This is a genomic window from Alsobacter sp. P4_H11 (genome assembly GCF_056400925.1).
Map to the genome: position 1 here is coordinate 194,355 of NZ_JBFUKI010000013.1, position 22,519 is coordinate 216,873.

The following is a 22,519-nucleotide window of genomic DNA, read 5'->3' on the forward strand; positions in this document are numbered from 1 at the left end:
TTCCGGTACCACGGACACACGGCGACCGCCAATGCGGGGCACCGTGCCACGAGGGGCGCCCTTGCCGCAACACACCGCGATGCCGCACAAAGAAGCGGCGCGGCGAGCCGGTTCGCCGCCCGGGGGGCCGGCATGCGGGAAATCCTGCGCACCAACGATCTCGTGCTGATCTCGCTCGTCGAGGCGCTGCTCGGCGGCGCCGACGTGCCGTATTTCCTGGCCGACGCCCATGTGAGCGCCATGGAAGGCGGCATCGGCGCCTTCCCGCGCCGCCTGCTGGTGCCGGAGGACGACGAGCGCCAGGCGCGGCGCATCCTGAAGGACGCAGGCCTCGGCGCGGAGCTCACGCCCGAGCGCGGCCATGCCGTCTGAGCCGGCCGCCACTGTCGAGGATCGCCTGCTCGGCGGCCGCCTCCGGCTGCGCCAGCCCGCCCGCGGCCATCGCGCCGGCACGGATGCGGTGCTGCTCGCCGCCGCCGCGCCGGCCGAGTTCGCGGGCGACGCCGTGGACCTCGGCGCCGCGACCGGCGCGGTCGGCCTCGCGCTGGCCTTGCGCGCGCCAGGCGCCCGCGTCCGGCTGGTCGAGATCGATCCCGCGCTGGCGGCGCTCGCGGCCGAGAACGCCGCCCTGAACGGCCTCGGCGATCGCGTCCATGCCTGCGTGGCGGATGCGCTGGCGGGCCGCGCGGCGCGCGAGGCCGCCGGCCTGCCGGACGGCTCGGCCGATCTCGTGCTCACCAACCCGCCTTACCTCGACCCCGCCGCCTCGCGCGCCTCGCCGCATGGCGGCCGGGCGCTCGCGCATGTGATGCCGGAGGGTGGGCTCGACGGCTGGATGGCGGCCGCCGCCGGCTTGCTCCGGCCCCGCGGCGTGCTGCTCGTGATTCACCGCGCCGACGCGCTGCCGGCCCTGCTGGCCGCCGCCGCCGGCCGCTTCGGCGCGCTCGCGGCGCTGCCGATCCATCCGCGCGCCGGCGAGCCGGCCACCCGCGTCCTGCTGCGCGGCGTCCGCGGCAGCCGCGCGCCCTTTTCGCTCGCCGCCGGGCTCGTGCTGCACGGCCCGGACGGGTCCTTCACCCCGCAGGCCGAGGCGCTGCACCGCGGCGAAGCGGTGCTCGACTGGGGCGAGCCGCGCGCATGAAAAAAACCGGCCCTGAGGCCGGTTTTCGTCGTTCCAGGGTCGATCGCCCGTAAGGGACGAGATTACCAGCGGCGCACGCAGACGCGGCGCGGGCCGTAATAGGTGTACTGCACGCGGCAGACCACGCGCGGGCGATAGGCCGGGCGGTAGTACACGCGCGGGCGGTAGTAGCGGCGGCCATAGTAGCGCGGGCCGCCGTAATAGTGGCGGTGGCCGTAATAGCCGTGGCGGCGCCACTGGGTCTGCTCGCCCAGCGCGGGCGCCTGCTTCTCGATCTGCACGGCGGCGCCGGGCGTCACCGCGGCGGCCTTGGCCGCCTCCGGGGCCATCGTGAACAGCAGGAACAGCGCGAACACGCTGCTCAGGACCATTCCGAAACGCTTCATTCCTTGGATCCTCCGAGACTTGTTGTCGGTCGCTTATACCACAGCCGCAACTCGGGCATTATCATGGCGTGTATTATAAGTTGCATTCTCGGTTAAGCGACGGCGACCACAGCCTCAGCTTCCGGCCGGGCTCCGCTTCACTGTGCAGCGCGGCCCGGCGGGCTCGCCATAGCCGGTCGCCACCACGCGCACGGCCGGCCCGCAGCTGCGCACCTCGATGGCGCGCGGCGCCGGCGCGATCGAGCCCGTGGTCATCTCGGCGGCGGCCAGCGAGGCCCGCAACTCGGCCACGGGCGTCGGCACGGGCACGCGCTCCGGCTGGTGCGCGTCAGCGCCCGCGATCGCGGTCATCGCCAGGGGGGTGATCAGCAAAGCGAGGCCGCCCAGCGCGGCGATGGTCTTCACGGTCATTGGAACCTCCCAGTTCCGCCCGTTTCGGGCTTGGGCGGACCATGCGGCGCCGCGAGCGCGAAGACGGTGCGCGAGCGCACACGGGGAGAAGGGGGAGGGGGCTCTCTTCACCCTCCCCTTGAGGGGGAGGGTCGGCCCGCAGGGCCGGGGTGGGGTGAAGCCGGGCGTCGTGCGCCCGGGCCCAGGATTGCCCGAACGCGCCGTGCCCCAGCCTCACCCCACCCCGCCGGCCTTCGGCCGTCGACCCTCCCCCTCAAGGGGAGGGTGGCGCGCCCCCTCTGTCGGCTTCGCCGACATCTCCCCCGCTGCGCGGGAGAGAGTTGCGCCCGGCGTCCTTGCGCCCCCCCACCCCATCCTTGACCCGCCCCCGCCCCCTCCTTAGGGTCCGCCGCGTTCGCAGCACTCTCGTCGGAAACACGCCATGTCGGACGCTCTCGAGCCCACGCGCTCGTTCCAGGGCCTCATTCTCACGCTTCACCGCTTCTGGGCGGAGCAGGGCTGCGTGGTGCTGCAGCCCTACGACATGGAGGTCGGCGCCGGCACCTTCCACCCCGCCACCACGCTGCGCTCGCTCGGCCCCAAGCCGTGGAAGGCCGCCTATGTGCAGCCCTCGCGCCGCCCCAAGGACGGCCGCTACGGCGAGAACCCCAACCGCCTGCAGCATTATTACCAGTACCAGGTGATCCTGAAGCCCTCGCCGCCGGACCTGCAGGACCTCTATCTCCGCTCGCTCGCCGCCATCGGCATCGACACCCGCCTGCACGACGTGCGCTTCGTCGAGGACGATTGGGAAAGCCCCACGCTGGGCGCCTGGGGGCTCGGCTGGGAGTGCTGGTGCGACGGCATGGAGGTGAGCCAGTTCACCTATTTCCAGCAGGTCGCCGGTTTCGAGTGCTCGCCGGTCTCGGGCGAACTCACCTACGGGCTGGAGCGTCTCGCAATGTATGTGCAGGGCGTCGAGAACGTCTACGACCTCAACTTCAACGGCCTGGAGGGCGCCGAGAAGGTGACCTATGGCGACGTATTCCTGCAGGCCGAGCAGGAATATTCCCGCCACAACTTCGAGCACGCCAACACGCAGATGCTGTTCCAGCACTTCAAGGACGCCGAGGCCGAGTGCCGCTCGCTGCTGGAAAAGGGCGACCGCGGCGAGGCCGCCGCTCACGCCATGGCGCTGCCGGCCTATGACCAGTGCATCAAAGCCAGCCACATGTTCAACCTGCTGGACGCCCGCGGGGTGATCTCCGTCACCGAGCGCCAGAGTTACATCCTGCGCGTCCGCGAACTCGCCAAGGCCTGCGGGGCGGCCTTCCTGAAAACCGAAGCCGGCGGCTTCGTCGCGGCCTGAGGCGCCTTCTCTCAGCCGTCATCCCCGGCGGCCTGCGCAGCAGGCCGGGAAGGGGATCCAGGAGCCACGGGCGCGTTTGCCCTGGATCCCCTTCCCGCGCCTGCGGCGCGCCGGGGATGACGGCGAAGTGACTGGCTAACGGCCGGTCTGCGCCCTCCCCACCGCCGCCAATCCGTGTACTCTCCCGCCGAAACGGGAGGATCCTCGATGACCGCACCAGCGCCCCGCACGCTGCTCCAGATGGCCGGCGCCAATCTCGCGCCCGCCAAGCTCCACGAGGCCGTGCTCGTCCTCATCGACGTGCAGAATGAGTATGTCGACGGCAAGCTCGCGCTGCCGGACGCCCGGCCCGCCCTGAAGGTGATCGCCGGCCTGCTGCACCGCGCGCGCGTGCAGGACACGCCCATCTTCCACGTCGTCCACAAGGGCCGCGCCGGCTCCGGCGGGGCGTTCGATCCCGACACGGCGGGTTTCGAGATCGCCGACGACGCCGCCCCGGTGGGCGCCGAGACGGTGGTCGAAAAGGGCCTGCCGAACGCCTTCGCGGGCACGACGCTGCTCGATCTCGTCAAGGCGACCGGCCGCAAGGAGCTGATCCTGGCCGGCTTCATGACGCATATGTGCGTCTCCTCCACGGCCCGCGCCGCGCTGGACCTCGGCTTCCGCACAACGGTCGCGGCCGACTCCTGCGCCACCCGCGACCTCCCCGACGCGCTGGGCGGCGAACCCCTCTCCGCCGCCGCCATCCACCGCGCCGCGCTCACCGAACTCTCCGACCGCTTCGCCGTGATCTGCCGCGCCGCCGAGATCGAAGCCTGAAATCGCCGAAAACGCCGCAACGCGCCCCCTCTCCCTGGCACAGGGAGAGGGCTGGGGTGAGGGCGGCCGAGCGCCTGGCTATAACGGGATGCGCGCCCCTTCTCCCCCCGGGAGAAGGTGTCAGCGAAGCTGACGGATGAGGGTCTGGCGCCGGGCGCCAAGCGCTGGCGCCCGCGGAGCACAACTCTGCCCGCTAGACCCTCATCCGGCCCTTCGGGCCACCTTCTCCCGAGGGGAGAAGGATCGCGCGCAACGATCGCTTGCCCCCATCCCTCGACAGGCCCGCCGGCTCCGCTTAAAGCGTAGCGGCCCATTCCGGCCCGAAACGAACCGCGACCGCCATGCCCGATCTTCTGCTCGAACTCTTCTGCGAGGAAATCCCCGCCCGCATGCAGCGGCGCGCCGCGGAGGACCTGAAGAAGCTCGTCACCGACGCGCTGGTGGAGCGGGGTTGCGTGTATGAGGGCGCCCAGGCGTTCGCGACGCCGCGGCGGCTCGCCCTGCACGTCGTCGGCCTGCCGGCCCGCCAGCCGGACCTGCGCGAGGAGAAGAAGGGCCCGCGCGTCGGCGCGCCCGAGGCCGCCCTGCAGGGCTTCCTGAAAAGCGCCGGCCTGACCGACATCAGCCAGGCGCAGGTGCAAAGCGACCCCAAGAAGGGCGAGTTCTACGTCGCGGTGGTCGAGAAGCCCGGCCGCGCCACGCCCGAGGTGATCGCCGACATCATGCCGGGCATCATCCGCGGCTTCCCGTGGCCGAAGTCCATGCGCTGGGGCGCGGCCTCCGCCCAGCCGGGCGCGCTGCGCTGGGTGCGGCCGCTGCAATCCATCCTGTGCACCTTCGGGCACGAGATGGAGACGCCCGAGGTTGTGCCGTTCGAGATCGACGGCCTCCGTTCGGCCGACGTCACGCGCGGCCACCGCTTCCTGGCGCCGGACCTCATCATCGTGCGCCGCTTCGATGACTACGTGGCCGCACTGGAGCGCGCCAAGGTGGTGCTCGACGCCGACCGCCGCAAGCAGATGATCCTCACTGACGCGAAGAACCTCGCCTTCGCGCGCGGGCTGGAGCTGGTGGAGGACGAGGGCCTGCTGGAGGAGGTCGCCGGCCTCGTGGAATGGCCCGTGACGCTGGTCGGCTCCTTCGACGAGAGCTTCCTCGCCATTCCGCCCGAGGTGGTGCGCGCCACCATCCGGGCCAACCAGAAATGCTTCGTGCTGCGCGAGCCGGCCACGGGCGCGCTCACGAACCGCTTCGTGCTGGTCGCCAACATCGAGGCCAGCGACGGCGGCAAAAAGATCGTCGGCGGCAACCAGCGCGTGGTGCGCGCCCGCCTGTCGGACGCCCGCCACTTCTGGGAGACCGACCAGCGCCCGCTGCCGGATTTCGAGAGCGCCTCGCCGAAGCCGCTGGACCAGCGCCTCGCCAAGCTGCGCGCGCTCGGCATCGTGTTCCACGAAAAGCTCGGCACGCAGGGCGAGCGCATCGACCGCATCGTCGCGCTGGCGCGCGAACTCGCCCCGCTGGTCGGCGCCGACCCGGAGCTCGCCGCCCGCGCGGCCGAGCTCGCCAAGGCCGACCTCGTCACCGAGATGGTGGGCGAATTCCCCGAAGTGCAGGGCCTCATGGGCCGCCGCTACGCCGAACTCCAGGGCGAGGACGGGAGCGTCGCCGCCGCCATCGAGGAGCACTACAAGCCGCAGGGCCCGACCGACCGCGTGCCGACCGACCCGGTGTCGGTGGCCGTGGCGCTGGCCGACAAGCTCGACACGCTGGTGGGCTTCTGGGCGATCGACGAGAAGCCGACGGGGAGCAAGGACCCGTTCGCGTTGCGAAGGGCTGCGCTGGGCGTGATCCGGATCGTGCTGGAGAATGGGGTGAGTTTGCCACTGGCGCGCGTGTTCAACGCCCACACCGCCGTCATCCCCGGCGCGCCGCAGGCGCGGGAAGGGGATCCAGGGGCCACGGGCGCGAAGGCTGGATCCCCTTCCCGGACGGCTGCGCCGTCCGCCGGGGATGACGGCCGCTCCTTAGTGGCCAGCGCCGACCTCCTCTCCTTCTTCCACGACCGCCTCAAGACCTACCTCCGCGACCAGGGCGCGCGTCACGACCTGATCGACGCCGTGCTGGCTCCATCCGCCGTCATCCCCGGCGCGCCGCAGGCGCGGGAAGGGGATCCAGGGGCCGCCGCCGGAGCCGCCAACGACGATCTCCTCATGATCGTCCGTCGCGTCGAGGCGCTGGGCCGCTTCCTCGATACCGAGGACGGCCGGAACCTCCTGGCCGGCGCCAAGCGCGCCGCCAACATCCTGCGCATCGAGGAGAAGAAGGACGGCCGCACTTTCGCCGAGCCGGTCGACCCCGCGCTGCTCGCCCAGCCCGAGGAGCAGGCCCTCGCGACCGCCCTCGACGCCGCCGAGACCCGCGCCCGCGCGGCTGTTCAGGCGGAGGATTTCGAGGGCGCGATGGCGGCGCTGGCCGCGCTGCGCCCGGCCGTGGACGCCTTCTTCGACAAGGTCACGGTGAACGCCGACGACGCGGCCCTGCGCGCCAACCGCCTGCGCCTCCTGTCGCGCCTGCGCGAGGCGACCCGCGCGGTGGCGGATTTCTCGGCCATCCAGGGCTGAGCCGGCCTTCCCGGCTCTGCACGCCTGTGGATATACAACCGAAATATACAATCCAACATTTGATATAAGTTAAGACATGCGCCATAGTATCCGTCCACGAAGCAGGCGGACGGAGCGCGCATGTCCCTTCAGGATCTCCCTCTCGACGTGATCGGCGCGCAGTTCGCGATGCTGGATCCCGAGCGCCAGCGCGACACCGCCTATCTGTGCCTCAACGCCGTGCTCCGCGAGGCGCTGGGACGCAGCGCCGACCAGATCGCGGCCGCCGAGCTCGACCACATGCGCTCCGCCCTCACGACCTTCGAGGAGGGGCTTTATCGCCGCACCATCCAGCAGCTCGAGATGGCGCAGGCCATCGCGGCCCGGCTCGCGGCCGGCGGCCCCTTCGCGGCGGTGGGCGAGCGCAACGCCTACCGGATAGCCATGCTGCGCCGCCGCCTCGACCTCATCCGCATCATCACCCCGCTCGCCGCCGATCGCATCGCGAGCTGACGCTCGCCGCGAGCTGAAGGTCGCCGCGAGCTGACGCTCGCCGCGAGCCGGAGACGCCGAGCGCTGGACCCCTCAGCCCAAACCCACTACCACCGGGGCGCCGCGCGGCGCGGCTCAACCGGGGATACGGCGTGGCGCTCAAGGGCATTCTCTTCGACAAGGACGGCACCCTCATCGATTTCGACGCCACCTGGGGGCCGGCCGCCTACGAGGCCATGACCGCCATGGCGAAGGGCGACGCCGCCGCGCTGGCGCGCCTGGCCGAGCTCAACGAATACATCGTCGAGGAACGCCGCTTCCTGCGCACCTCGCCGTTGGTGGCCGGCTCCTCCAAGAGCTACGGGCACCTCTGGGCCGACGCCCTGGGCCGCGATGACGGCCCCGATCTCCACGCCGAGATGGACGACCTGTTCCGCCACTGGGGCCTGCATTGGCTCGCCCCCATCGGCGAGCCGCTTGCCGTGCTGCAGGAGCTCGCGGCCGACGGCTACCGGCTGGGCGTCGCCACCAACGACGCCGAGGCCTCGGCGCTGGCCCAGGCCGAGCGCATGGGGCTGACGCCGCATCTGGATTTCGTCGCCGGCTATGACTCCGGCCATGGCGGCAAGCCCGAGCCCGGCATGGTGCTGGCCTTCGCGGCCACGCTCGGCGTCCCGCCCGCCGCCGTCGCGCTGGTGGGCGACAGCACGCACGACCTCCACGCCGCCCGCGCGGCCGGCGCGGTCGCAATCGCGGTGCTCACCGGCCCGGCCCCCCGCGCCGAGCTTGAGCCCCACGCCGACCACGTGGTGGATTCGATCGCCGACCTGCCGGCCCTGCTGCGGACCCTCTAAGAGCCCTCACCCCAACCCTCTCCCCGTTCCGGGGCGAGGGGGTCCATTGCGGCCACGGCGCCGTTCCGCCCTTCTCCCCGGCACGGGGAGAAGGTGGCCGAGCGCAGCGAGGTCGGATGAGGGGAGCCCGACCCACACCAAGCCCGGCCCAAAAACTTACTCCGCCGCCTCGCCCACCTGCTCGGGCAGCTCCCGCACCCGGTCGCGCCAGCGCACCAGCAAGCCGTCCAGCGTCGCGATGTCGGCGGCCGGCAGCCGGCCCAGCGTTTCGCCGATCAGCTGCTTTTGCAGCGCCAGCCCCTGCTCGGTCAGCGCGCGGCCCTGGTCGGTGAGATGCAGCGCGTAGGAGCGCCGGTCCGCGGGCAGAGCGCGGCGCTCCACCAGCCCCTGCGCGGTGAGCCGGTCGATCAGGCCCGAGACGTTGCCCTTGGTCACGTAGAGCCGCTCGGCGATCTCCTGCTGGCTCGCGCCCTCGCGCTCCGACAGCGTCGACAGGAGGTCGAACTGCGGGACCGAGAGCCCAATGCGACGAAACTCCTGCGCGGCCCGCGAGGTGATGCGGTGGTGCAGCCGCAGAAAGCGGAACCATGTGCGCAGCACGTCCTCGCTGGCCGGGGGAGACGGCGGCGCGCTGGCCGGGCCGGCCGCGCCGTCGGGGGCAGAAGCGCTCTCGGGGAACTGGATCACGCTCACACTCTCGTCGTCTGCAACTTCCGCGACCCTAACTATTCGCCTCCTGACGGCTTCCGCAAGCGCCCGGCTGCGCTAAGATGAACCCCACTGGCAAAGCGCGAGAAACGCGCGGGAAAAACGCCTCCGGGAGGGGATGATGCAAGGTTTGATGCAGGATTGGCCGCTTCTCATCAGCCGCGTGATCGATCACGCGGCGCGCGAGCACGGCGATCGCGAGGTCATCTCCCGCTCGGTCGAGGGGCCGATGCATCGAATCACCTACCGCGACCTGCGCGGCCGCGCCCTCCAATGCGCCCAGCGGCTCGAGCGCGACGGCATCAAGCTCGGAGACCGCGTCGCCACGCTGGCCTGGAACACCTGGCGCCACCTGGAATGCTGGTACGGCATCACGGGCGTCGGCGCGGTCTACCACACCGTCAACCCGCGCCTGTTCGACGACCAGATCACCTACATCATGAACCACGCCGAGGACCGCGTCCTGTTCCTCGACCTCACCTTCGTGCCCCTGATGGAGCGCCTGGCCGATCGCCTGCCCACCGTGGAGCGCTTCATCATCCTCACGGACGCGGCCCACATGCCGCAGACCAAGCTGAAAAACGCCGTCGCGTACGAGAGCTGGCTCGCCGAGGCCGATGGCGACTTCCGGTGGCGCGAGTTCGACGAGAACACGGCCGCCGGCATGTGCTACACCTCCGGCACCACCGGCAACCCCAAGGGCGTGGTCTACAGCCACCGCTCCAACATCCTCCATTCCATGATGGCGGTTGCGCCGGATTGCCTGAACCTCTCCTCGCGCGACGTCGCCATGCCGGTGGTGCCGCTGTTCCACGCCAATGGCTGGAGCTTCGCCTTCTCGGGCCCCATGGCGGGCGCCACCATGGTGATGCCCGGCGCCAAGCTCGACGGCCCCTCCGTCTACGAGCTGCTCGAAACGCTCGGCGTCACCTGCACGGCCGCGGTCCCCACCGTCTGGCTCGGCCTGCTCGCCTTTCTGGAGAGCACCGCCAAGCCGCTCACCAGCCTCAAGCGCGTGGTGATCGGCGGCTCGGCCTGCCCGCGGGCCATGACGGAGAAGTTCGAGCGCAACTACGGCGTCCAGGTGCTGCACGCCTGGGGGATGACCGAGATGAGCCCGCTCGGCACCGTCTGCTCCATCAAGCAGGACTATGCGGGGCTGGAGGGAGACGCCCTCTACGACATCAAGATGAAGCAGGGCGTCGCCCCCTTCGGCGTCGAGATGAAGATCACGGACGATTCCGGCCTCCTGCTGCCGCGCGACGGCAAGACCTTCGGCCGCCTCAAGGTGCGCGGCCCGGCCGTGAGCAAGAGCTATTTCCGCGGCGAGGGCGGCCAGATCCTCGACGAGGAGGGCTGGTTCGACACCGGCGACGTCGCCACCATCGACCCGCACGGCTACATGCAGATCACCGACCGCGCCAAGGACGTCATCAAGTCCGGCGGCGAGTGGATCTCCTCCATCGACCTCGAGAACCTCGCCGTCGGCCACCCCGACGTCGCCGAAGCCGCCGTGATCGGCATCAGCCACCCCAAATGGGACGAACGCCCCCTCCTGATCGTGGTGCCCAAGCCCGACACGCAACCCACCAAGGACAAGATCCTCGCCTTCATGGAAGGCCGCATCGCCAAGTGGTGGATGCCCGACGACGTGGTCTTCGTGCCGGAGATCCCGCATACGGCGACGGGGAAGATTCAGAAGATGGAGTTGCGGGAGCGGTTTCGGGATTATCGGTTTGAGTGAGTTCAAAACCCGTCCCAAACACTACGCGTTGTGTTACAGGGCGTATACTTTTTTATGAAGAAATAAAATTTTACTTGTAGTCACTTCGCGATCCCAAATTTCGCGAAACACTACAAGCCAAAAAAGGAGATAACTGTGAAGCTCGTTCGACTTAGGCTTAGCAACTTTCGTTGCTTCGGAGAAGAGCCTACGCAAATTTCTTTCAATGACACCAATTTCATAATTGGGCCTAACGGGTCCGGCAAGACTGCGATATTGCAGGCTTTGGCTAGAATGTTCAGTCTCGACCCCGCACAGCGGAAGATCCAAGTGACGGATTTCCACGTAGCAGCAAACGAAGATCCAGCGAATACTCCAGCCGAACGCATGTTGTGGCTGGAGGCAGATTTTGAATTTCCGGAACTTGCAGTTGCTGCCGATGGCGATCTCCAGCCGTCTGTGCCGGGCAATTTTGCTCACATGCAGATGGAGACGGACGATCAATCAATACTGGTGCGCCTTAGGTTGCATGCAATTTTGGACCAGGACGGCGAGATCGAAGAAGCTTTCACTGCGGTCAACAAGATTGATGCGGCTGGAGTAATCCAGAGCGAAAGCCGGGTCTCTAAGCCCGAACGCAACTCCATCCAGGTGCACTACCTCCCAGCGCGCCGCAATCCAGCAGATCATGTGTCCTACTCTGCTAACGCCCTGTTAGGGCGCGTCTTGCGTGCCGCGAATTGGGCGTCTGAGCGTGCTGTAATCTCCGAACTCACCGCGCAGATTACTGAGGCATTGACCGGCAACACGGCTGTCGCTGAAATCGGCGCTGAAGTGACGAAGGCATGGGAAACGCTACATAAGGGCAAATTTTATGCGAACCCATCGGTCTCGTTTGCACGTAGCGAAATAGAAGCGCTGCTACGCCATCTGAACGTAATCTTCGCACCAGCTCCAGATGCCCCGCTTGTGGATTTCTCCCGGTTGAGCGATGGCCAGCAGTCGCTTCTGTATATTAGCCTTGTGCTGGCCATCCGTGAAATAGGCGACAAGGTGCTTGCAGGCAGCGATGCTTTCGACATCGATAAACTGCGCCCTCCGGTCTTCACGTTATTGGCAGTAGAAGAACCGGAAAACAGTCTCTCCCCACATTATCTCGGCCGCGTAATTCAAACGTTAAAGGTGTTTGGTTCTGGCCGAGACGCGCAGGCTCTAGTTGCTACACATGCGCCGTCGCTGCTGCGGCGTGTTGATCCCGAGAGTGTCAGGTACCTGCGTCTCGACAACCATCGTCGAACTGTCGTTTCTCCGATCATCATGCCCGCTAACGATGACGACGCCGAAAAGTACGTTCGCCAAGCTGTTAAGGCGTTTCCCGAGCTATATTTCGCACGCTTGGTTATTCTTGGCGAAGGCGATAGTGAAGAAATTGTACTCCCACGCATGCTTGCCGCCAAGGGAATGCTGGCGGACGACGCATCAATCTCAATTGTTCCTTTGGGTGGTCGTCACATAAATCACTTCTGGCGATTGCTGCACGGCCTCGGCATTCCGCACGTCACACTTCTCGATCTAGATCTGGCGCGTTGGCAGGGAGGTTGGGGGCGGGTGCGCTATGCTGCTAAGCAATTGCTCGATTATAGGATCGACAGCAAGCTCACGCAGCCTATAGTGGACAGCATTCCGAAATGGAACGCCAATACGCCACGATTTAAGGAGGATGCACTGAAATGGATCAGATATTTGGAAGGTTACGGAGTATTCTTTTCATTTCCGCTTGATTTGGATTTCATGATGCTTCAATCGTTCCAAGATGCCTACGACGTTGATACATGTATTGAGGTTGGGGATCCTGACGCCGAAACTATAAAATCAGTGCTAGGAAAAAATCATGATGCATTCGTAGATCTGTACCAATCGGAGCAACAGCAACTGTTTGACGCTTATCACAGTCGCTTCAAAGTAGGTAGTAAGCCTAGTCATCATGTTAAGGCGCTGGCCGTACTCGATGATGACGAGTTGCAGGCCGGCATGCCTGCAGTCCTCACCCGCCTCATAGTGGCCCTTCAAGCCAAGCTGGAAGCTTTACCAGAATGATCCCGATTGGAAGGTGGGCACCTTCGGACGGTCTTTTCCTTGAGCCGAACGCTCTCGACGCTGCGACGGAAACTGCTCGCAATGTCGCACTTACGGCTGGGCCCGGAGCTGGAAAAACGGAGCTACTCGCTCAGCGCGCCGACTTCCTCTTGCGAACCGGCGTTTGCCGATATCCGCGGCGCATTCTGGCGATCTCTTTCAAGGTCGATGCGGCGCATAATCTTAAGGCGCGCGTTCGCAGACGATGCGGACCTGAGCTCAGCTTGCGTCTAGACAGTTACACTTTTCATGCCTTTGCGAAGCGTCTCATCGACCGCTTCAGACCGGTCCTGCAGGGCCGCGACACGTTAAACAGCGATTACATCATTGCTCCTGTCCGAGTGCAAAACGAGTCTATCACATTCGCAGACATGGTGCCGTTAGCGCGCACGATAATCGTGCAAAGCATTGTTGCAAGGAACGCTTTGCGCCAAACATACAGCCACGTGTTCCTTGATGAATTCCAAGACTGCACGAAAGATCAATATACTTTGATAAAAGCGTGTTTTTTGGGTTCGCCTGCGACCTTGACTGCAGTAGGAGATACCAAGCAGAGCATTATGGGCTGGGCTGGTGCGCTGGAAGGAATCTTCAATACGTTTGCCAACGACTTTTCTGCTCGTCAATTGAACCTGTACCAGAATTTCCGCTCTGAGCCGCGGCTGCGCCGCATGCAGAATGCGATGGTGCGCGTCATGGATGCTCCAGCGGCAGTCACTGACGACGAGATTTCCGGCGACAGCGGATCAATTGATGTACTTCACTACGCCCATGATGCCGAAGAGGCTGAGGCACTTGCGCAGTTGATCCGCGGCCTTATCCAGGAGGATGGCATTCCGCCGTCCGAGATTGCAGTACTTGTCCGTCGCGAACAAAATTTTTATTGTCAGCAGCTTATCAGCAATTTTGTTGCCGCAAAAATACCTTATAGGGAAGAAGATTCCTCTCAAGATCTCGCGTCCGAACCGGTGGCACGGTTAATTGTCGATTTCTTGCTCGTCGTTTGTGGTCAACGCGAATTTGCAGCACACAGGCGTTTGGTCGGGCAAGTCTTATTCGACTACAGCTTTGACGAAGAGCGAGAGTACCAGGAGCGCTCTCGTTGGCAACGATTTATAAATGAAATCCGCTGCCGCATATCAAAGTCTGAGCTTAAATTAAAAAACGCAGACGATGTTCGAAGTATCGTAAGCGATCTTTTAAACAGTGTCGGCCGCGACAAGATCGTTGCCATGTCCATGGAATATGTCCACGGTGACCGATTGGAGAAGTTGATCTTAACCACAATCGATCGCGCTCAGGCCCTACTTGCTACCGGCGGCGACCCCGCTACTGCGCTCGCGTCCTTCTCCGGCGACGAGGCCGTTCGCATCATGTCGATTCATAAGAGCAAGGGGCTCGAGTTCAACACTGTCATAATTCTCGGTGTTGAAAGCCAAACCTTTTGGGGTAAGTTGGCGGACGAAAGATCCGCTTATTTCGTCGGCATCTCCCGCGCTAAGAAACAACTCTACCTCACATACTGCGACCATCGCTCAAGGCCAGAAAATTTTACTCGTGCCCGCTGGGATATTGCTCGTACGCCTCATAGCGAATTTGTCGGTTATGCTATTAACAACAATTGAGGGGGTCGACCCAGTGGTCCAATCTTAACAATTCGCTGCAGCCTAACCCAGCCTCCACCCAGCACACGCCCCGGTTGCTTGCGCCTCTCCATTCCCCGCGAGCTACCACCCGTGTGGGAAACTCCACCATGCGAGACTTTGCATGCGCCGGCCGCGCTTTACCGACACGCCGGGTGAGTCCAAAAAGCTTCTCATCCGCGGCGTGGCGCTGGCGGTCGGTCACAAGTTCAAGTGCATCACGGCCCAGCAGCCACTACACGCGCACCGCTAGCGCTTTGGGCCGCGTTTTTTGGTTGCTGCGCAATGGTGGGTGTCCTCTCCGCATCCAACCCGACCCCCTCACCACCCCCAAACCCCCACCCGGTGCACCAACCGCCTGTTCCGCTCCACCTCCCCAAACGGCGCGATCGTCCAGTCCCAGGTCGCCAGGGGCGGCGGGAGGGCGTGGCCGCGCAGGAGGTCGAGCCGGTCGACGACATGGCCCTGGCGATCCTCCTCCCGCATCTCGACATCCGTGAGCAGGCAGACGGCGCCGGGGAAGCGGGCGAGGTCGGCGAGGTGGTCGGCGACCGTGCGGTCCGCGATGTCGGCCGGCAGCGCCGCCGCGCGGGCGGGGTGGCGGTCGAGAAAGCGCTCCACGCCCAACGGCAGCTGGGAGAGCACGTTGGCCGACACCACGAAATCCACCTCCGGGTCGGCCGCGAGGTCGGCCAGGGGATCGGCGCGGCCCGGCGCCGCGCCCGCGAGCCAGTCCGCCAGGCCGGTGAGGTCGCGCACCAGCAGGCGCACCTTCGGCCTCAGCGCCATGCGGGCGCGCACGAAGGGCAGGTGCACGGCGTCCACCAGGAGCACGGCGTCGAACGCCGCCTCGAGCTCCGCCAGCGGCACGTCGCGCACGAGGCCGGAGCCCAGCACCACCGCCTTGCGCCGGCGCTTGACGCCCGCCAGCGCCTGCCGCACGGCCGCGTGGCAGCGCTCCTCGTGCGGCCGCCAGTCCCGCCGCCGCCGCGCCCCGCGCGACCACAGCGCGATGCTGTCCCGCAACAGCCCCATGCGGCGCAGGCCGCGCGGAACCGGGGTGACGAGATGGAGCAGAACTTCGAGCAGCATCGGGCGCCATGCGTGAACGGGGATCGGGACAGGCGCAGCGTCCCCGAGGGGCGTCGCCGGCCTGAGCTTGACAATTCCACGAAATAGGAAAATAGTCAAGTCATGATCGACGCTCTGGCCGAGCTTGGCGGTTCGCTGTAAGTCTGGGGCATGCGTCGTCTGGTTGTTGATCTGCCGCGTTCGCGGGCCGCGTTGTGGAGCGGGCGCTTGGCCATGTTCGCGCTGGCGCTGGTGCTGCTCGGCGTCGCGCTGGGGCGCACCGGCCGCATCGAGCTGCCCGCCGCCGTGGTGGTGCTCGGGGCCGGGCTCGCGATTGCGATCGCGGCCGCGCTGCTGGCCGTGGCCGCCTTCGCGGTGATCTGGGGGGACGGGCGCCCGGGCTTTGGCCAGGCGCTCGGCGGCATGCTGGTGGCGGGCGCCATCGTGGCCCTGCCGGCCTGGATGGGCGCGGAGGCCGTGCGCCTGCCCCGGCTCGCGGACGTCAGCACGGACGTCGCGGACCCGCCCGCCTTCTCGCGCTCGCGCAAGGCGCTGGAGGCGCGCGGGGGCGCGCTCCCGCCCGAGCCCGCCCGCGAGGCGCGCGACGCGCAGAAGGGCGCCTATCCGGGCGTGGCCCCGCTCACGCTCGAGCTCAGCGCGCAGGACGCCTACGCGCTCGCCCTCAAGGCCGCCCAGGCGCGCGGCTGGAGCGTGATCGAGAGCGCGGCTCCGGGCGGTCGCTCGGGCGTCGGGCGCATCGACGCGGTCGACCACACGCTCGTGATGCGCATGCCCCTGGACGTGACCGTGCGCATCCGCCCGCTCGCGGCCGGCGCGCGCGTGGACGTGCGCTCGCGCTCCCGCACGGGCGCGCACGACCTGGGCGCCAACGCCAAGCGCATCAGCACCTTCCTGAGCGCGCTGCAGGAGCTCGCGGACAACCGCGACTGAGCGGGGCCGCGCGACTGAGCGGGGGAGGGCGGACGCTACTCGCCCGCCGAAGGCGCGGGCGCCGCCGCGCGCCGCCCCAGCGCGTCCGAGGAGGCGGGCACCAGCAGGGTCACGCACACGATCGCGCAAGCGAGCGCCAGCATGCTCCAGAACGTCAGGTGCAGCGCGCCCTGCAGCGCGGCCGTGAGCGCCGGGTCCGCGGGCGCGCCCGGCGCGCTCTCCAGCGCGGCGCGCAGGCGCTCGCTCGACACCGCGCCCACGCCCGGCGCGCGCGCCAGCGACCAGTTGAGCACGGCCCCGAGCGCGGCCGCCCCCAGCGTGCTCCCGAGATTGCGCGCGAACAGGTTGCTCGCGGTCGCGACCCCGCGCTGGCTCCAGTCCACGCTCTCCTGGATGAGCACGAGCGACGCGATCGAGTACAGGCCCATCCCCAGGCCCATCACGGCCGAGCCCACGGCGGCCAACACGGGCGAGCTGCCGGGCCCGAGCGTCACGAACACGCAGGCGCCCAGCGGCAGCAGGAGCCCGCCCGCGATCATGATGCGCCGGAGCCCGAAGCGCGGGAACAGCAGCGCCGCCAGCGTCGCGCCCGCGGGCCAGCCCAGCACCAGCATGGTGAGCGTGAGCCCGGCCGTCACGGGCGAGCGGTGGAGCACGCCCTGCACATACATGGGCAGGAACGTGGTCAGGCCCATCAGCGCCATGCCGGCGAGCAGGCCCGCCCCGTTGGCGGCCGCGATCGGCCGCCGACGCCACAGCGCGAACGACACCATGGGGTCGGGCGCGCGCCGCTCCTGCCACACGAACAGGCCCGCGCTGAGCGCGAACACGCCCGCCGCGCCCAGCGCCACGTCCGGCCGTTGCCCGCCCGCCAGCGTGAGCGCGAACATCAGCGCCGCCGTCGCGACCGTGAACAGCGCCGCGCCCGCGTAGTCGATGGAGCGCTCGGCCGTGCGCGGCTCCTCGCGCAGGTAGCGCACGAACATCCAGGCGGCCGCGAGCCCGATGGGGACGTTCACCCAGAAGATCCACGCCCACGAGAGCGCGTGGATGATGAGCCCGCCCGCGATGGGCCCGAGCACGCTCGACACCGCCCACACGCTGGCGAGGTATCCCTGCACCTTGCCGCGCTCCTGCGCGGGGTAGAGATCGGCCACGATCGTCATCGCGATCGGCTGCATCGCGCCCGCGCCCACGCCCTGGATGAGCCTGAACGCGATCATGCTCGGCATCGACCACGCGAACCCGGCCAGCACGCTGCCGACCAGGAACACGCCGATGCCCGCCAGCATCACGGGCTTGCGCCCATACAGGTCCGCGAGCTTGCCGAACACCACCGTCATGGCCGTCTGCGTGAGCAGGAAGCTCGAGAACACCCACGCGTAGAGGTCCAGGCCCCCGAGCTCGGCCACGATCTGCGGCATGGCGGTGGACACGATCGTGGCCTCGATCGCGACCATGAACATGGAGGCCATCACGGCTGCGATCACGAGCGGTCGCCGCGTTTGCGCGTGGGCGCCGAGGCTGGGTGCGGACATGGGGGATCTCGACGGGGCCGACGCCGCCAGCGGGCGCCGCGCTTTCGGCCCCTTAAATGCACTCCGCCGGCCAGAGTTCAACCACGCCGCTGTCGGCCCCCCGCCCGCAAAGCGCCGTCGCGCCCGGCGCGAACCCGCGCTACAACCGGAGCGAGCGTAAACGCCACGGGAGGGCGGCATGGCAGGCTGGCTGGATCGCTTCGTGTCGTCCCAGAGCGACCCCGTGCTGCTGCTGGCCGGGGTGGTCGGCATGGCGGGCCTCGCCGTGCTGGTCGCGCTGGCGGTGCGGCGCATCCTGCGGCGGGTGGATCCGGCCGTGCTGGAGGGGCAGTCCAAGCTCGCCGAGGCCGTGCATGGCGGCCTTCTCGCCTTCGCGATCTTCGTGCTCGCGCTGGTGCTCACCGACGTGCGCAGCAATTTCGGCAAGGCCGACGACGCCGCCCTGCGCGAAGGCTCCGTGCTGGCCCGCCTCGACCGCGACCTCGCCCGCCTCGCGGATCCGCAGGCCGCCGAGGCCCGCGCGGCCCTGCGGCGCTACGGCCGGGCGGTGGTGGACACGGAGTGGAAGGCCCTGGCCGAAGCCGCGCCCCGCCTGTCCGAGGAAGCCGGCGCGCGCCTCGCCGACCTCGTCGCGGCCGTGCGCCGGCTCCCCCCGGGCGAGGCCGCCGGCCTCGCGGGCCTCATCGACAAGGCCGAGGAGCTGCGCCAGGGCCGGCTCGAAAGCGCCACCAAGAGCGTGCCCGCCCTGTTCTGGGAGGTGATCGCCCTGTTCCTGTTCGGCGCCATGATCATGAACGGCCGCCACACCCTCGACCGCTTCGGCCTCGGCCTCATCTGCCTCCACATGGGCGCCATCGGCATGGTGGTGGCGCTGATCCTGGCCATGGACTCGCCCTTCCGGGGCGAGACGAGCGTGTCGCCGGCGGCGATTGCAAGGGCGGTGGGGGAGGGGTGAGGGGGGCGCGACGTTAGAAGCGCACAGCCTACTCAGCTCCAGCGTTACAAAAGCGCGATAGGCGCTTTAGTAGTGTCAGAAGCTCGCTATCTATTTCGTCTCTCTTAAGTCCTTCAATGAGCATGTTCGCCGTGATCGAGGTTCCGAATTTTTCCTGTAGGTATCCCGACAAAGCTGCAATAAACTGCTTTCCTGGAATGATTTTAAGGCGAGAATGAATATCGTTCCATTGGCTGTCCATGGCAACACTTGTAAGTTTGAAGGCTTGCGCAAGATCCATCCCACTTTTGATCTTCTGTTCATATCTAAATCTGTTTCCAGCATAATTCGCGTAAACATCATGTCGATATTGATCCGAAATCTCGACGACAATTTTTTCTGCTACAATAGCTGATACATTATGTCCGCGTTCATTGCATCTACTTACGATAGTTCTGACAAGGCTTGTTAAAACTAAAGCATAATTCTCTATCTCTTTCTGATTCCAAATCGCGCATTCGACCCCGTGGGATTCAATGTCTTTCACGGTGCTATCAATTTCTCGACTGTCGCGGTAGTCACGATCAAACAACGCGAATATTGCAACTTCAATCTGGAGGACATTTTTGAAAGTCCAGGCTGTATCAGTCACTCGAGTCCATTGCCCAAAGCCCCCGACCTCGATAATCACTGTGTCAACTGAACCGAGAGGATTCATAAGCCCTATTTTTCGAGCAAAACTTGAAAGTAGTTTTTTATCTTTTCCTTCAAAGAATACGACGCGCTTAGCCCGGGACAGTTTTGCAAGTTCAACATTTTCGATTGATCCGATGTAATTGTAAACGTCATTGTAATCTGAATCGGTTTGTATCCGCTTGGACGAGTTCCTGTCAGAATTAATAGTCAGAATATCGCCAATATCTGCCTCATTGATTATTTCTGTAGAATGCGTAGCAAGGAAATACTGTTCAAATCGGTCGGAAATTAACTTAACAAGTTTCCGCTGCATGTCGGGGTGAAGATAAACATCGGGCTCATCGAGAACAAATATAGAGCTTGGACCTGCGCGCATCAGGTGGGTAATGATCTGCATCCACACTTGCAGACCAAAGCCGGACCAGGCAATTTCTCGAGCAAGCCGTCCCTCATAGAAGAACATTTCCATGTTGGAGTTGATTAGTGGGGGGCGGGTGGGTGCATCGATGGTCACCCCTGCCCAAGTAGACTCCACCAAGCGTTTGAACTCTGCGAAATCATTTTTTTGTCGGTACCATATATTTCTGAAATGGCGTGAAGAAAGTCGAGTTGAACGTTGCCGCTCCACGAACTCATCAGATATGTACGGCTCTGAATTTTCAAAGGGAGACAAGGTAGGAACAACAACAATATCCAAGGGAAATCTTTTGAAATAGCTTTTTGAATCGTATGAAGAGGTACCAGAACCTACAATGTGAGCTCTCGGTAAGTGATCTCGACCAAAGGCAACCTTGAGTCGTTCGCCGTTTTGATGCGTGAACTCAAGTTCGGCATCATCGTCACTGAAATTATGTGCAACATGGTCGACATTGATAGGAATAGACGATTCTGGAATCTCATACCCGTACTGATCGCCCTCGTAGGTCGAAATAATCTTTGGCCTGAATCGGGTAGCATACCTTTTTACGCCATACAAAATCCGAAGGCTATCTAAAATCGATGATTTTCCTGCGTTATTTGGACCGACAAGTATATTGGACTTGTCTGCATAAATGACAAAATTCTTGAACCTTTTGAAATTTCTTAGTCGGATGCTTTTTAGGCGCTGTGCTGTCATGTGGAACCCAGTCGGCGAATCTGTTTTTTGATTTTGATAAATCCAATCCGTTACCGCAACAGGGCAGCGCAGTTTAGCTGCTGCTCCCTCGATTTTCGCATTTGCAAGCCATTCTGTACAAAGTAGCCAGCCGTTTGTGACGGAGATGAAGCGGGCGGGAACGACGCCGCAGCCTCACTCTTCGCCTTGAGGCTCGCCGCGCAGCGGCTGGTTGGGGGTGCAACTGGGGGCGGGCGTGCCTTGGCCGGTGAGCCTCCCGCCCGGCTGCACCCCACCCCGTCGGCCTGCGGCCGTCGACCCTCCCCCTCGAGGGGAGGGTGGGCTGCGGCGTCGTTACGGATGGGGAGGCTTCCTGTCGCCCTTGGCCTATCCCCAAAGGGGCGTGTCTAGGGCCGGCGGCTTAAGCAGAGCCGCGTGGCTGCATCCAGGGTTCCTAGGCGCTGGCCTAGCTCCAGCCTAGCTCGCCTGCACGGCTGAGCTTTCGCCCGATTGGCGCGACCATGCGGGGCCTCGCGGCAAGGCGGCGGCCAAGGCCGGCGCGCCGCGCCGGAGCGGCGTCCGCAAGCGGGGCCCACAGGGGAGAACGCGCCATGACAGGGTTTCGCATCGCGATTGCGGCGGCCGCGCTCGGGCTGGCCGGGACGGGCGCCAGCGCCCAGCGGGTGATGACCTATGAGCCGCCGCAGGGCGAGCTGAGGGGCGGGCAGTTCGTGTATGTGGACAACAAGACCTGCCCCAAGGGACAGATCCTGAAGGTGACGGCCGGCACCCGCGTCGGCCGCATGGTGAGCGGCGGCGGCGGCGTTCCGCGCGAGAAAGTGTGCGTGCCGCGTCCCAACGGCGTGTGAGCCGGGGCCGGCGCGCCGGACCTGAGGCGGAACCCTCTCCCGCGCAGCGGGGGAGGGCAGGGAGGGGGCGGTTGAGCGCCGGGATGCGGGGGTGTTCGCGGCGGAGCGGCGCTGCGGCGCCCCCTCTGTCGCCTGCGGCGTTTATCTCCCCCGCTGTGCGGGAGAGAGTTGGCGCGCGGCCGGTCAGCCTCGTCCTGGGCGGTGCGGGGCGACGGGTTGCTGCCGCGCTTTTCGATAAATGCCGCAGCCCCACCCTCCCCTTGAGGGGGAGGGTCGCCGCGCAGCGGCGGGGTGGGGTGACGCCAGGCGTCGGGCTGGCTTTTGACGGTGAACCTCACGCCCGGCTGCACCCCACCCCGCCGGGCTTCGCCCGTCGACCCTCCCCCTCAAGGGGAGGGTGCTCGTCGCTGCGCTCCTCGTAGGCCACCGGACGTGGAGTGCGGCCTATCCATGTGCTTGGCGCGAAGCCCCTCCCTCCCCGTCGAGGGGAGGGGCGGGGCTGCGGCGCTTTTATCCCGAATCGCGAGCGGCGGCGGGGCGTGCCGGGTGGCGCGGGGCGTGCTTTCGCGCGGCGGCACGGTTAACGCGAATTCCTCAGGAACTTTCAACTTTGAAGTAAATTAAGCTGAACCCGAGTGTCGCGTCGTGCTTGTCGGGCGCACGTCATGGTGAGGCTTAATCGATGTCCATGCGTACACTAGTTCTCGCGGGTCTGGCGATCGCCGGATCCTGTTCGGTTGCAGGCGCTCAGCCGGCTCGGCCGTGCCAAGGTCAAGCCTGGGGCGCTGCTCAACTGATGTGTTCCAAGAACGTCCGCACCGGCCATGTCTCCTGCCGGTGCGTCCAGAGCCAGGCGCTCGACGTGTTCGAGACCGGCTCCCTCCGCGCGCCCTCGACCGCGCCGGCCGCGTCCTCGCCCGCCCAGTTTGGCGGGTCGCCCTTTGGCGGCTCGTCCTTCTTCGGCGGTTCCGGGATCGCTGCCGCAGCCGGCCGGGCCTCCGGTGGGGTCGCGCCTTCCGGGGCGGGCACCCCGGCGGCCGGATCGGGCGGCGTCGCGGCCGGAACCGCCGGCGCAACGGCCTCGGCGCCCGCAGCCGGCC

The 22,519-nt window shown here is 66.1% G+C and carries 20 protein-coding genes; 14 read left to right on the top strand and 6 right to left on the bottom strand.

Annotated elements, in window-relative coordinates:
- Positions 1 to 132 precede the first annotated feature (132 nt).
- Positions 133 to 372, top strand: coding sequence for a putative signal transducing protein (locus AC1DSZ_RS21050; RefSeq protein ID WP_188516580.1), 240 nt, complete (start codon positions 133 to 135; stop codon positions 370 to 372).
- Entirely contained in the window at positions 362 to 1,141 is a 780-nt protein-coding gene (locus AC1DSZ_RS21055; RefSeq protein WP_476840293.1) for a tRNA1(Val) (adenine(37)-N6)-methyltransferase, read from the top strand. The genes AC1DSZ_RS21050 and AC1DSZ_RS21055 overlap by 11 nt, the downstream gene beginning before the upstream one ends.
- Positions 1,142 to 1,203: 62 nt before the next feature.
- Here the strand turns inward: AC1DSZ_RS21055 and AC1DSZ_RS21060 are convergent, their stop codons facing one another.
- Together AC1DSZ_RS21060 and AC1DSZ_RS21065 are read right to left on the bottom strand one after the other, a co-directional pair.
- Positions 1,204 to 1,527, bottom strand: a complete 324-nt coding sequence (locus AC1DSZ_RS21060) for a hypothetical protein (protein WP_476840294.1) — start codon at positions 1,525 to 1,527, stop codon at positions 1,204 to 1,206.
- Positions 1,528 to 1,641: 114 nt separating this feature from the next.
- Positions 1,642 to 1,938 (bottom strand): hypothetical protein, encoded by a 297-nt coding sequence (locus AC1DSZ_RS21065; protein ID WP_476840295.1) that lies wholly within the window; start codon positions 1,936 to 1,938, stop codon positions 1,642 to 1,644.
- A gap of 421 nt (positions 1,939 to 2,359) precedes the next feature.
- Between AC1DSZ_RS21065 and AC1DSZ_RS21070 the strand changes: the two genes are divergently transcribed.
- The 5 genes from AC1DSZ_RS21070 to AC1DSZ_RS21090 all read left to right on the top strand — a co-directional run bounded on the left by AC1DSZ_RS21070 (position 2,360) and on the right by AC1DSZ_RS21090 (position 8,054).
- A complete protein-coding gene (locus tag AC1DSZ_RS21070; protein ID WP_476840296.1) occupies positions 2,360 to 3,286 on the top strand; it encodes a glycine--tRNA ligase subunit alpha in 927 nt (308 codons plus the stop codon).
- A 207-nt stretch (positions 3,287 to 3,493) separates the two neighbouring features.
- A complete protein-coding gene (locus AC1DSZ_RS21075; protein WP_476840297.1) occupies positions 3,494 to 4,105 on the top strand; it encodes a cysteine hydrolase family protein in 612 nt (203 codons plus the stop codon).
- 341 nt (positions 4,106 to 4,446) lie between these two features.
- A complete protein-coding gene (gene glyS, locus AC1DSZ_RS21080; protein ID WP_476840298.1) occupies positions 4,447 to 6,729 on the top strand; it encodes a glycine--tRNA ligase subunit beta in 2,283 nt (760 codons plus the stop codon).
- Positions 6,730 to 6,849: 120 nt separating this feature from the next.
- The gene (locus AC1DSZ_RS21085; protein WP_476840299.1) at positions 6,850 to 7,221 is read left to right on the top strand and encodes a hypothetical protein; all 372 of its coding nucleotides are present in this window, start codon (positions 6,850 to 6,852) and stop codon (positions 7,219 to 7,221) included.
- A gap of 131 nt (positions 7,222 to 7,352) precedes the next feature.
- A complete protein-coding gene (locus AC1DSZ_RS21090; RefSeq protein ID WP_476840300.1) occupies positions 7,353 to 8,054 on the top strand; it encodes an HAD family hydrolase in 702 nt (233 codons plus the stop codon).
- A 156-nt stretch (positions 8,055 to 8,210) separates the two neighbouring features.
- On the opposite strand, the gene AC1DSZ_RS21095 is transcribed toward AC1DSZ_RS21090, so the two are convergent.
- Complete coding sequence (locus tag AC1DSZ_RS21095) at positions 8,211 to 8,741, bottom strand: MarR family winged helix-turn-helix transcriptional regulator (RefSeq protein WP_476840301.1); 531 nt, start codon at positions 8,739 to 8,741, stop codon at positions 8,211 to 8,213.
- A gap of 142 nt (positions 8,742 to 8,883) precedes the next feature.
- Between AC1DSZ_RS21095 and AC1DSZ_RS21100 the strand changes: the two genes are divergently transcribed.
- The 3 genes from AC1DSZ_RS21100 (at position 8,884) to AC1DSZ_RS21110 (ending at position 14,246) form a co-directional block, all read left to right on the top strand.
- Positions 8,884 to 10,506, top strand: a complete 1,623-nt coding sequence (locus tag AC1DSZ_RS21100) for a long-chain-fatty-acid--CoA ligase (protein ID WP_476840302.1) — start codon at positions 8,884 to 8,886, stop codon at positions 10,504 to 10,506.
- A 135-nt stretch (positions 10,507 to 10,641) separates the two neighbouring features.
- Positions 10,642 to 12,582, top strand: a complete 1,941-nt coding sequence (locus tag AC1DSZ_RS21105) for an ATP-dependent nuclease (protein ID WP_476840303.1) — start codon at positions 10,642 to 10,644, stop codon at positions 12,580 to 12,582.
- The gene (locus tag AC1DSZ_RS21110) at positions 12,579 to 14,246 is read left to right on the top strand and encodes a UvrD-helicase domain-containing protein (RefSeq protein ID WP_476840304.1); all 1,668 of its coding nucleotides are present in this window, start codon (positions 12,579 to 12,581) and stop codon (positions 14,244 to 14,246) included. Before AC1DSZ_RS21105 ends, AC1DSZ_RS21110 begins: the two co-directional genes overlap by 4 nt.
- A gap of 339 nt (positions 14,247 to 14,585) precedes the next feature.
- On the opposite strand, the gene AC1DSZ_RS21115 is transcribed toward AC1DSZ_RS21110, so the two are convergent.
- Positions 14,586 to 15,356: a hypothetical protein gene (locus AC1DSZ_RS21115; protein WP_476840305.1), complete on the bottom strand. Its 771-nt coding sequence runs from the start codon at positions 15,354 to 15,356 to the stop codon at positions 14,586 to 14,588.
- 213 nt (positions 15,357 to 15,569) lie between these two features.
- On the opposite strand from AC1DSZ_RS21115, the gene AC1DSZ_RS21120 reads away from it, so the two are divergent.
- A complete protein-coding gene (locus AC1DSZ_RS21120) occupies positions 15,570 to 16,286 on the top strand; it encodes a DUF1499 domain-containing protein (protein ID WP_476840319.1) in 717 nt (238 codons plus the stop codon).
- A 35-nt stretch (positions 16,287 to 16,321) separates the two neighbouring features.
- Here the strand turns inward: AC1DSZ_RS21120 and AC1DSZ_RS21125 are convergent, their stop codons facing one another.
- Positions 16,322 to 17,824 (bottom strand): MDR family MFS transporter, encoded by a 1,503-nt coding sequence (locus AC1DSZ_RS21125; RefSeq protein WP_476840306.1) that lies wholly within the window; start codon positions 17,822 to 17,824, stop codon positions 16,322 to 16,324.
- 178 nt (positions 17,825 to 18,002) lie between these two features.
- Between AC1DSZ_RS21125 and AC1DSZ_RS21130 the strand changes: the two genes are divergently transcribed.
- Positions 18,003 to 18,779, top strand: a complete 777-nt coding sequence (locus AC1DSZ_RS21130) for a bestrophin-like domain (protein ID WP_476840307.1) — start codon at positions 18,003 to 18,005, stop codon at positions 18,777 to 18,779.
- A gap of 28 nt (positions 18,780 to 18,807) precedes the next feature.
- Here the strand turns inward: AC1DSZ_RS21130 and AC1DSZ_RS21135 are convergent, their stop codons facing one another.
- Positions 18,808 to 20,571, bottom strand: coding sequence for an ATP-dependent nuclease (locus tag AC1DSZ_RS21135; protein ID WP_476840308.1), 1,764 nt, complete (start codon positions 20,569 to 20,571; stop codon positions 18,808 to 18,810).
- 590 nt (positions 20,572 to 21,161) lie between these two features.
- Here AC1DSZ_RS21135 and AC1DSZ_RS21140 point away from each other — a divergent pair.
- On the top strand, positions 21,162 to 21,419 hold the full coding sequence (locus tag AC1DSZ_RS21140) for a DUF6719 family protein (protein WP_476840309.1): 258 nt from the start codon (positions 21,162 to 21,164) through the stop codon (positions 21,417 to 21,419).
- 796 nt (positions 21,420 to 22,215) lie between these two features.
- Positions 22,216 to 22,519: hypothetical protein (locus AC1DSZ_RS21145; protein ID WP_476840310.1), on the top strand; the 304-nt coding region annotated here is incomplete at its 3' end.

Bases quoted from the DNA above. Each gene is read 5' to 3' on its own strand.
- AC1DSZ_RS21100 (WP_476840302.1), top strand. From the start codon at position 8,884: ATGCAAGGTTTGATGCAGGATTGGCCGCTTCTCATCAGCCGCGTGATC.
- AC1DSZ_RS21085 (WP_476840299.1), top strand. From the start codon at position 6,850: ATGTCCCTTCAGGATCTCCCTCTCGACGTGATCGGCGCGCAGTTCGCG.
- AC1DSZ_RS21130 (WP_476840307.1), top strand. From the start codon at position 18,003: ATGGCAGGCTGGCTGGATCGCTTCGTGTCGTCCCAGAGCGACCCCGTG.
- AC1DSZ_RS21075 (WP_476840297.1), top strand. From the start codon at position 3,494: ATGACCGCACCAGCGCCCCGCACGCTGCTCCAGATGGCCGGCGCCAAT.
- AC1DSZ_RS21120 (WP_476840319.1), top strand. From the start codon at position 15,570: ATGTTCGCGCTGGCGCTGGTGCTGCTCGGCGTCGCGCTGGGGCGCACC.
- AC1DSZ_RS21125 (WP_476840306.1), bottom strand. From the start codon at position 17,824: ATGTCCGCACCCAGCCTCGGCGCCCACGCGCAAACGCGGCGACCGCTC.
- AC1DSZ_RS21070 (WP_476840296.1), top strand. From the start codon at position 2,360: ATGTCGGACGCTCTCGAGCCCACGCGCTCGTTCCAGGGCCTCATTCTC.
- AC1DSZ_RS21135 (WP_476840308.1), bottom strand. From the start codon at position 20,571: ATGACAGCACAGCGCCTAAAAAGCATCCGACTAAGAAATTTCAAAAGG.
- AC1DSZ_RS21060 (WP_476840294.1), bottom strand. From the start codon at position 1,527: ATGAAGCGTTTCGGAATGGTCCTGAGCAGCGTGTTCGCGCTGTTCCTG.
- glyS (WP_476840298.1), top strand. From the start codon at position 4,447: ATGCCCGATCTTCTGCTCGAACTCTTCTGCGAGGAAATCCCCGCCCGC.
- AC1DSZ_RS21140 (WP_476840309.1), top strand. From the start codon at position 21,162: ATGACAGGGTTTCGCATCGCGATTGCGGCGGCCGCGCTCGGGCTGGCC.
- AC1DSZ_RS21115 (WP_476840305.1), bottom strand. From the start codon at position 15,356: ATGCTGCTCGAAGTTCTGCTCCATCTCGTCACCCCGGTTCCGCGCGGC.
- AC1DSZ_RS21110 (WP_476840304.1), top strand. From the start codon at position 12,579: ATGATCCCGATTGGAAGGTGGGCACCTTCGGACGGTCTTTTCCTTGAG.
- AC1DSZ_RS21065 (WP_476840295.1), bottom strand. From the start codon at position 1,938: ATGACCGTGAAGACCATCGCCGCGCTGGGCGGCCTCGCTTTGCTGATC.
- AC1DSZ_RS21055 (WP_476840293.1), top strand. From the start codon at position 362: ATGCCGTCTGAGCCGGCCGCCACTGTCGAGGATCGCCTGCTCGGCGGC.
- AC1DSZ_RS21050 (WP_188516580.1), top strand. From the start codon at position 133: ATGCGGGAAATCCTGCGCACCAACGATCTCGTGCTGATCTCGCTCGTC.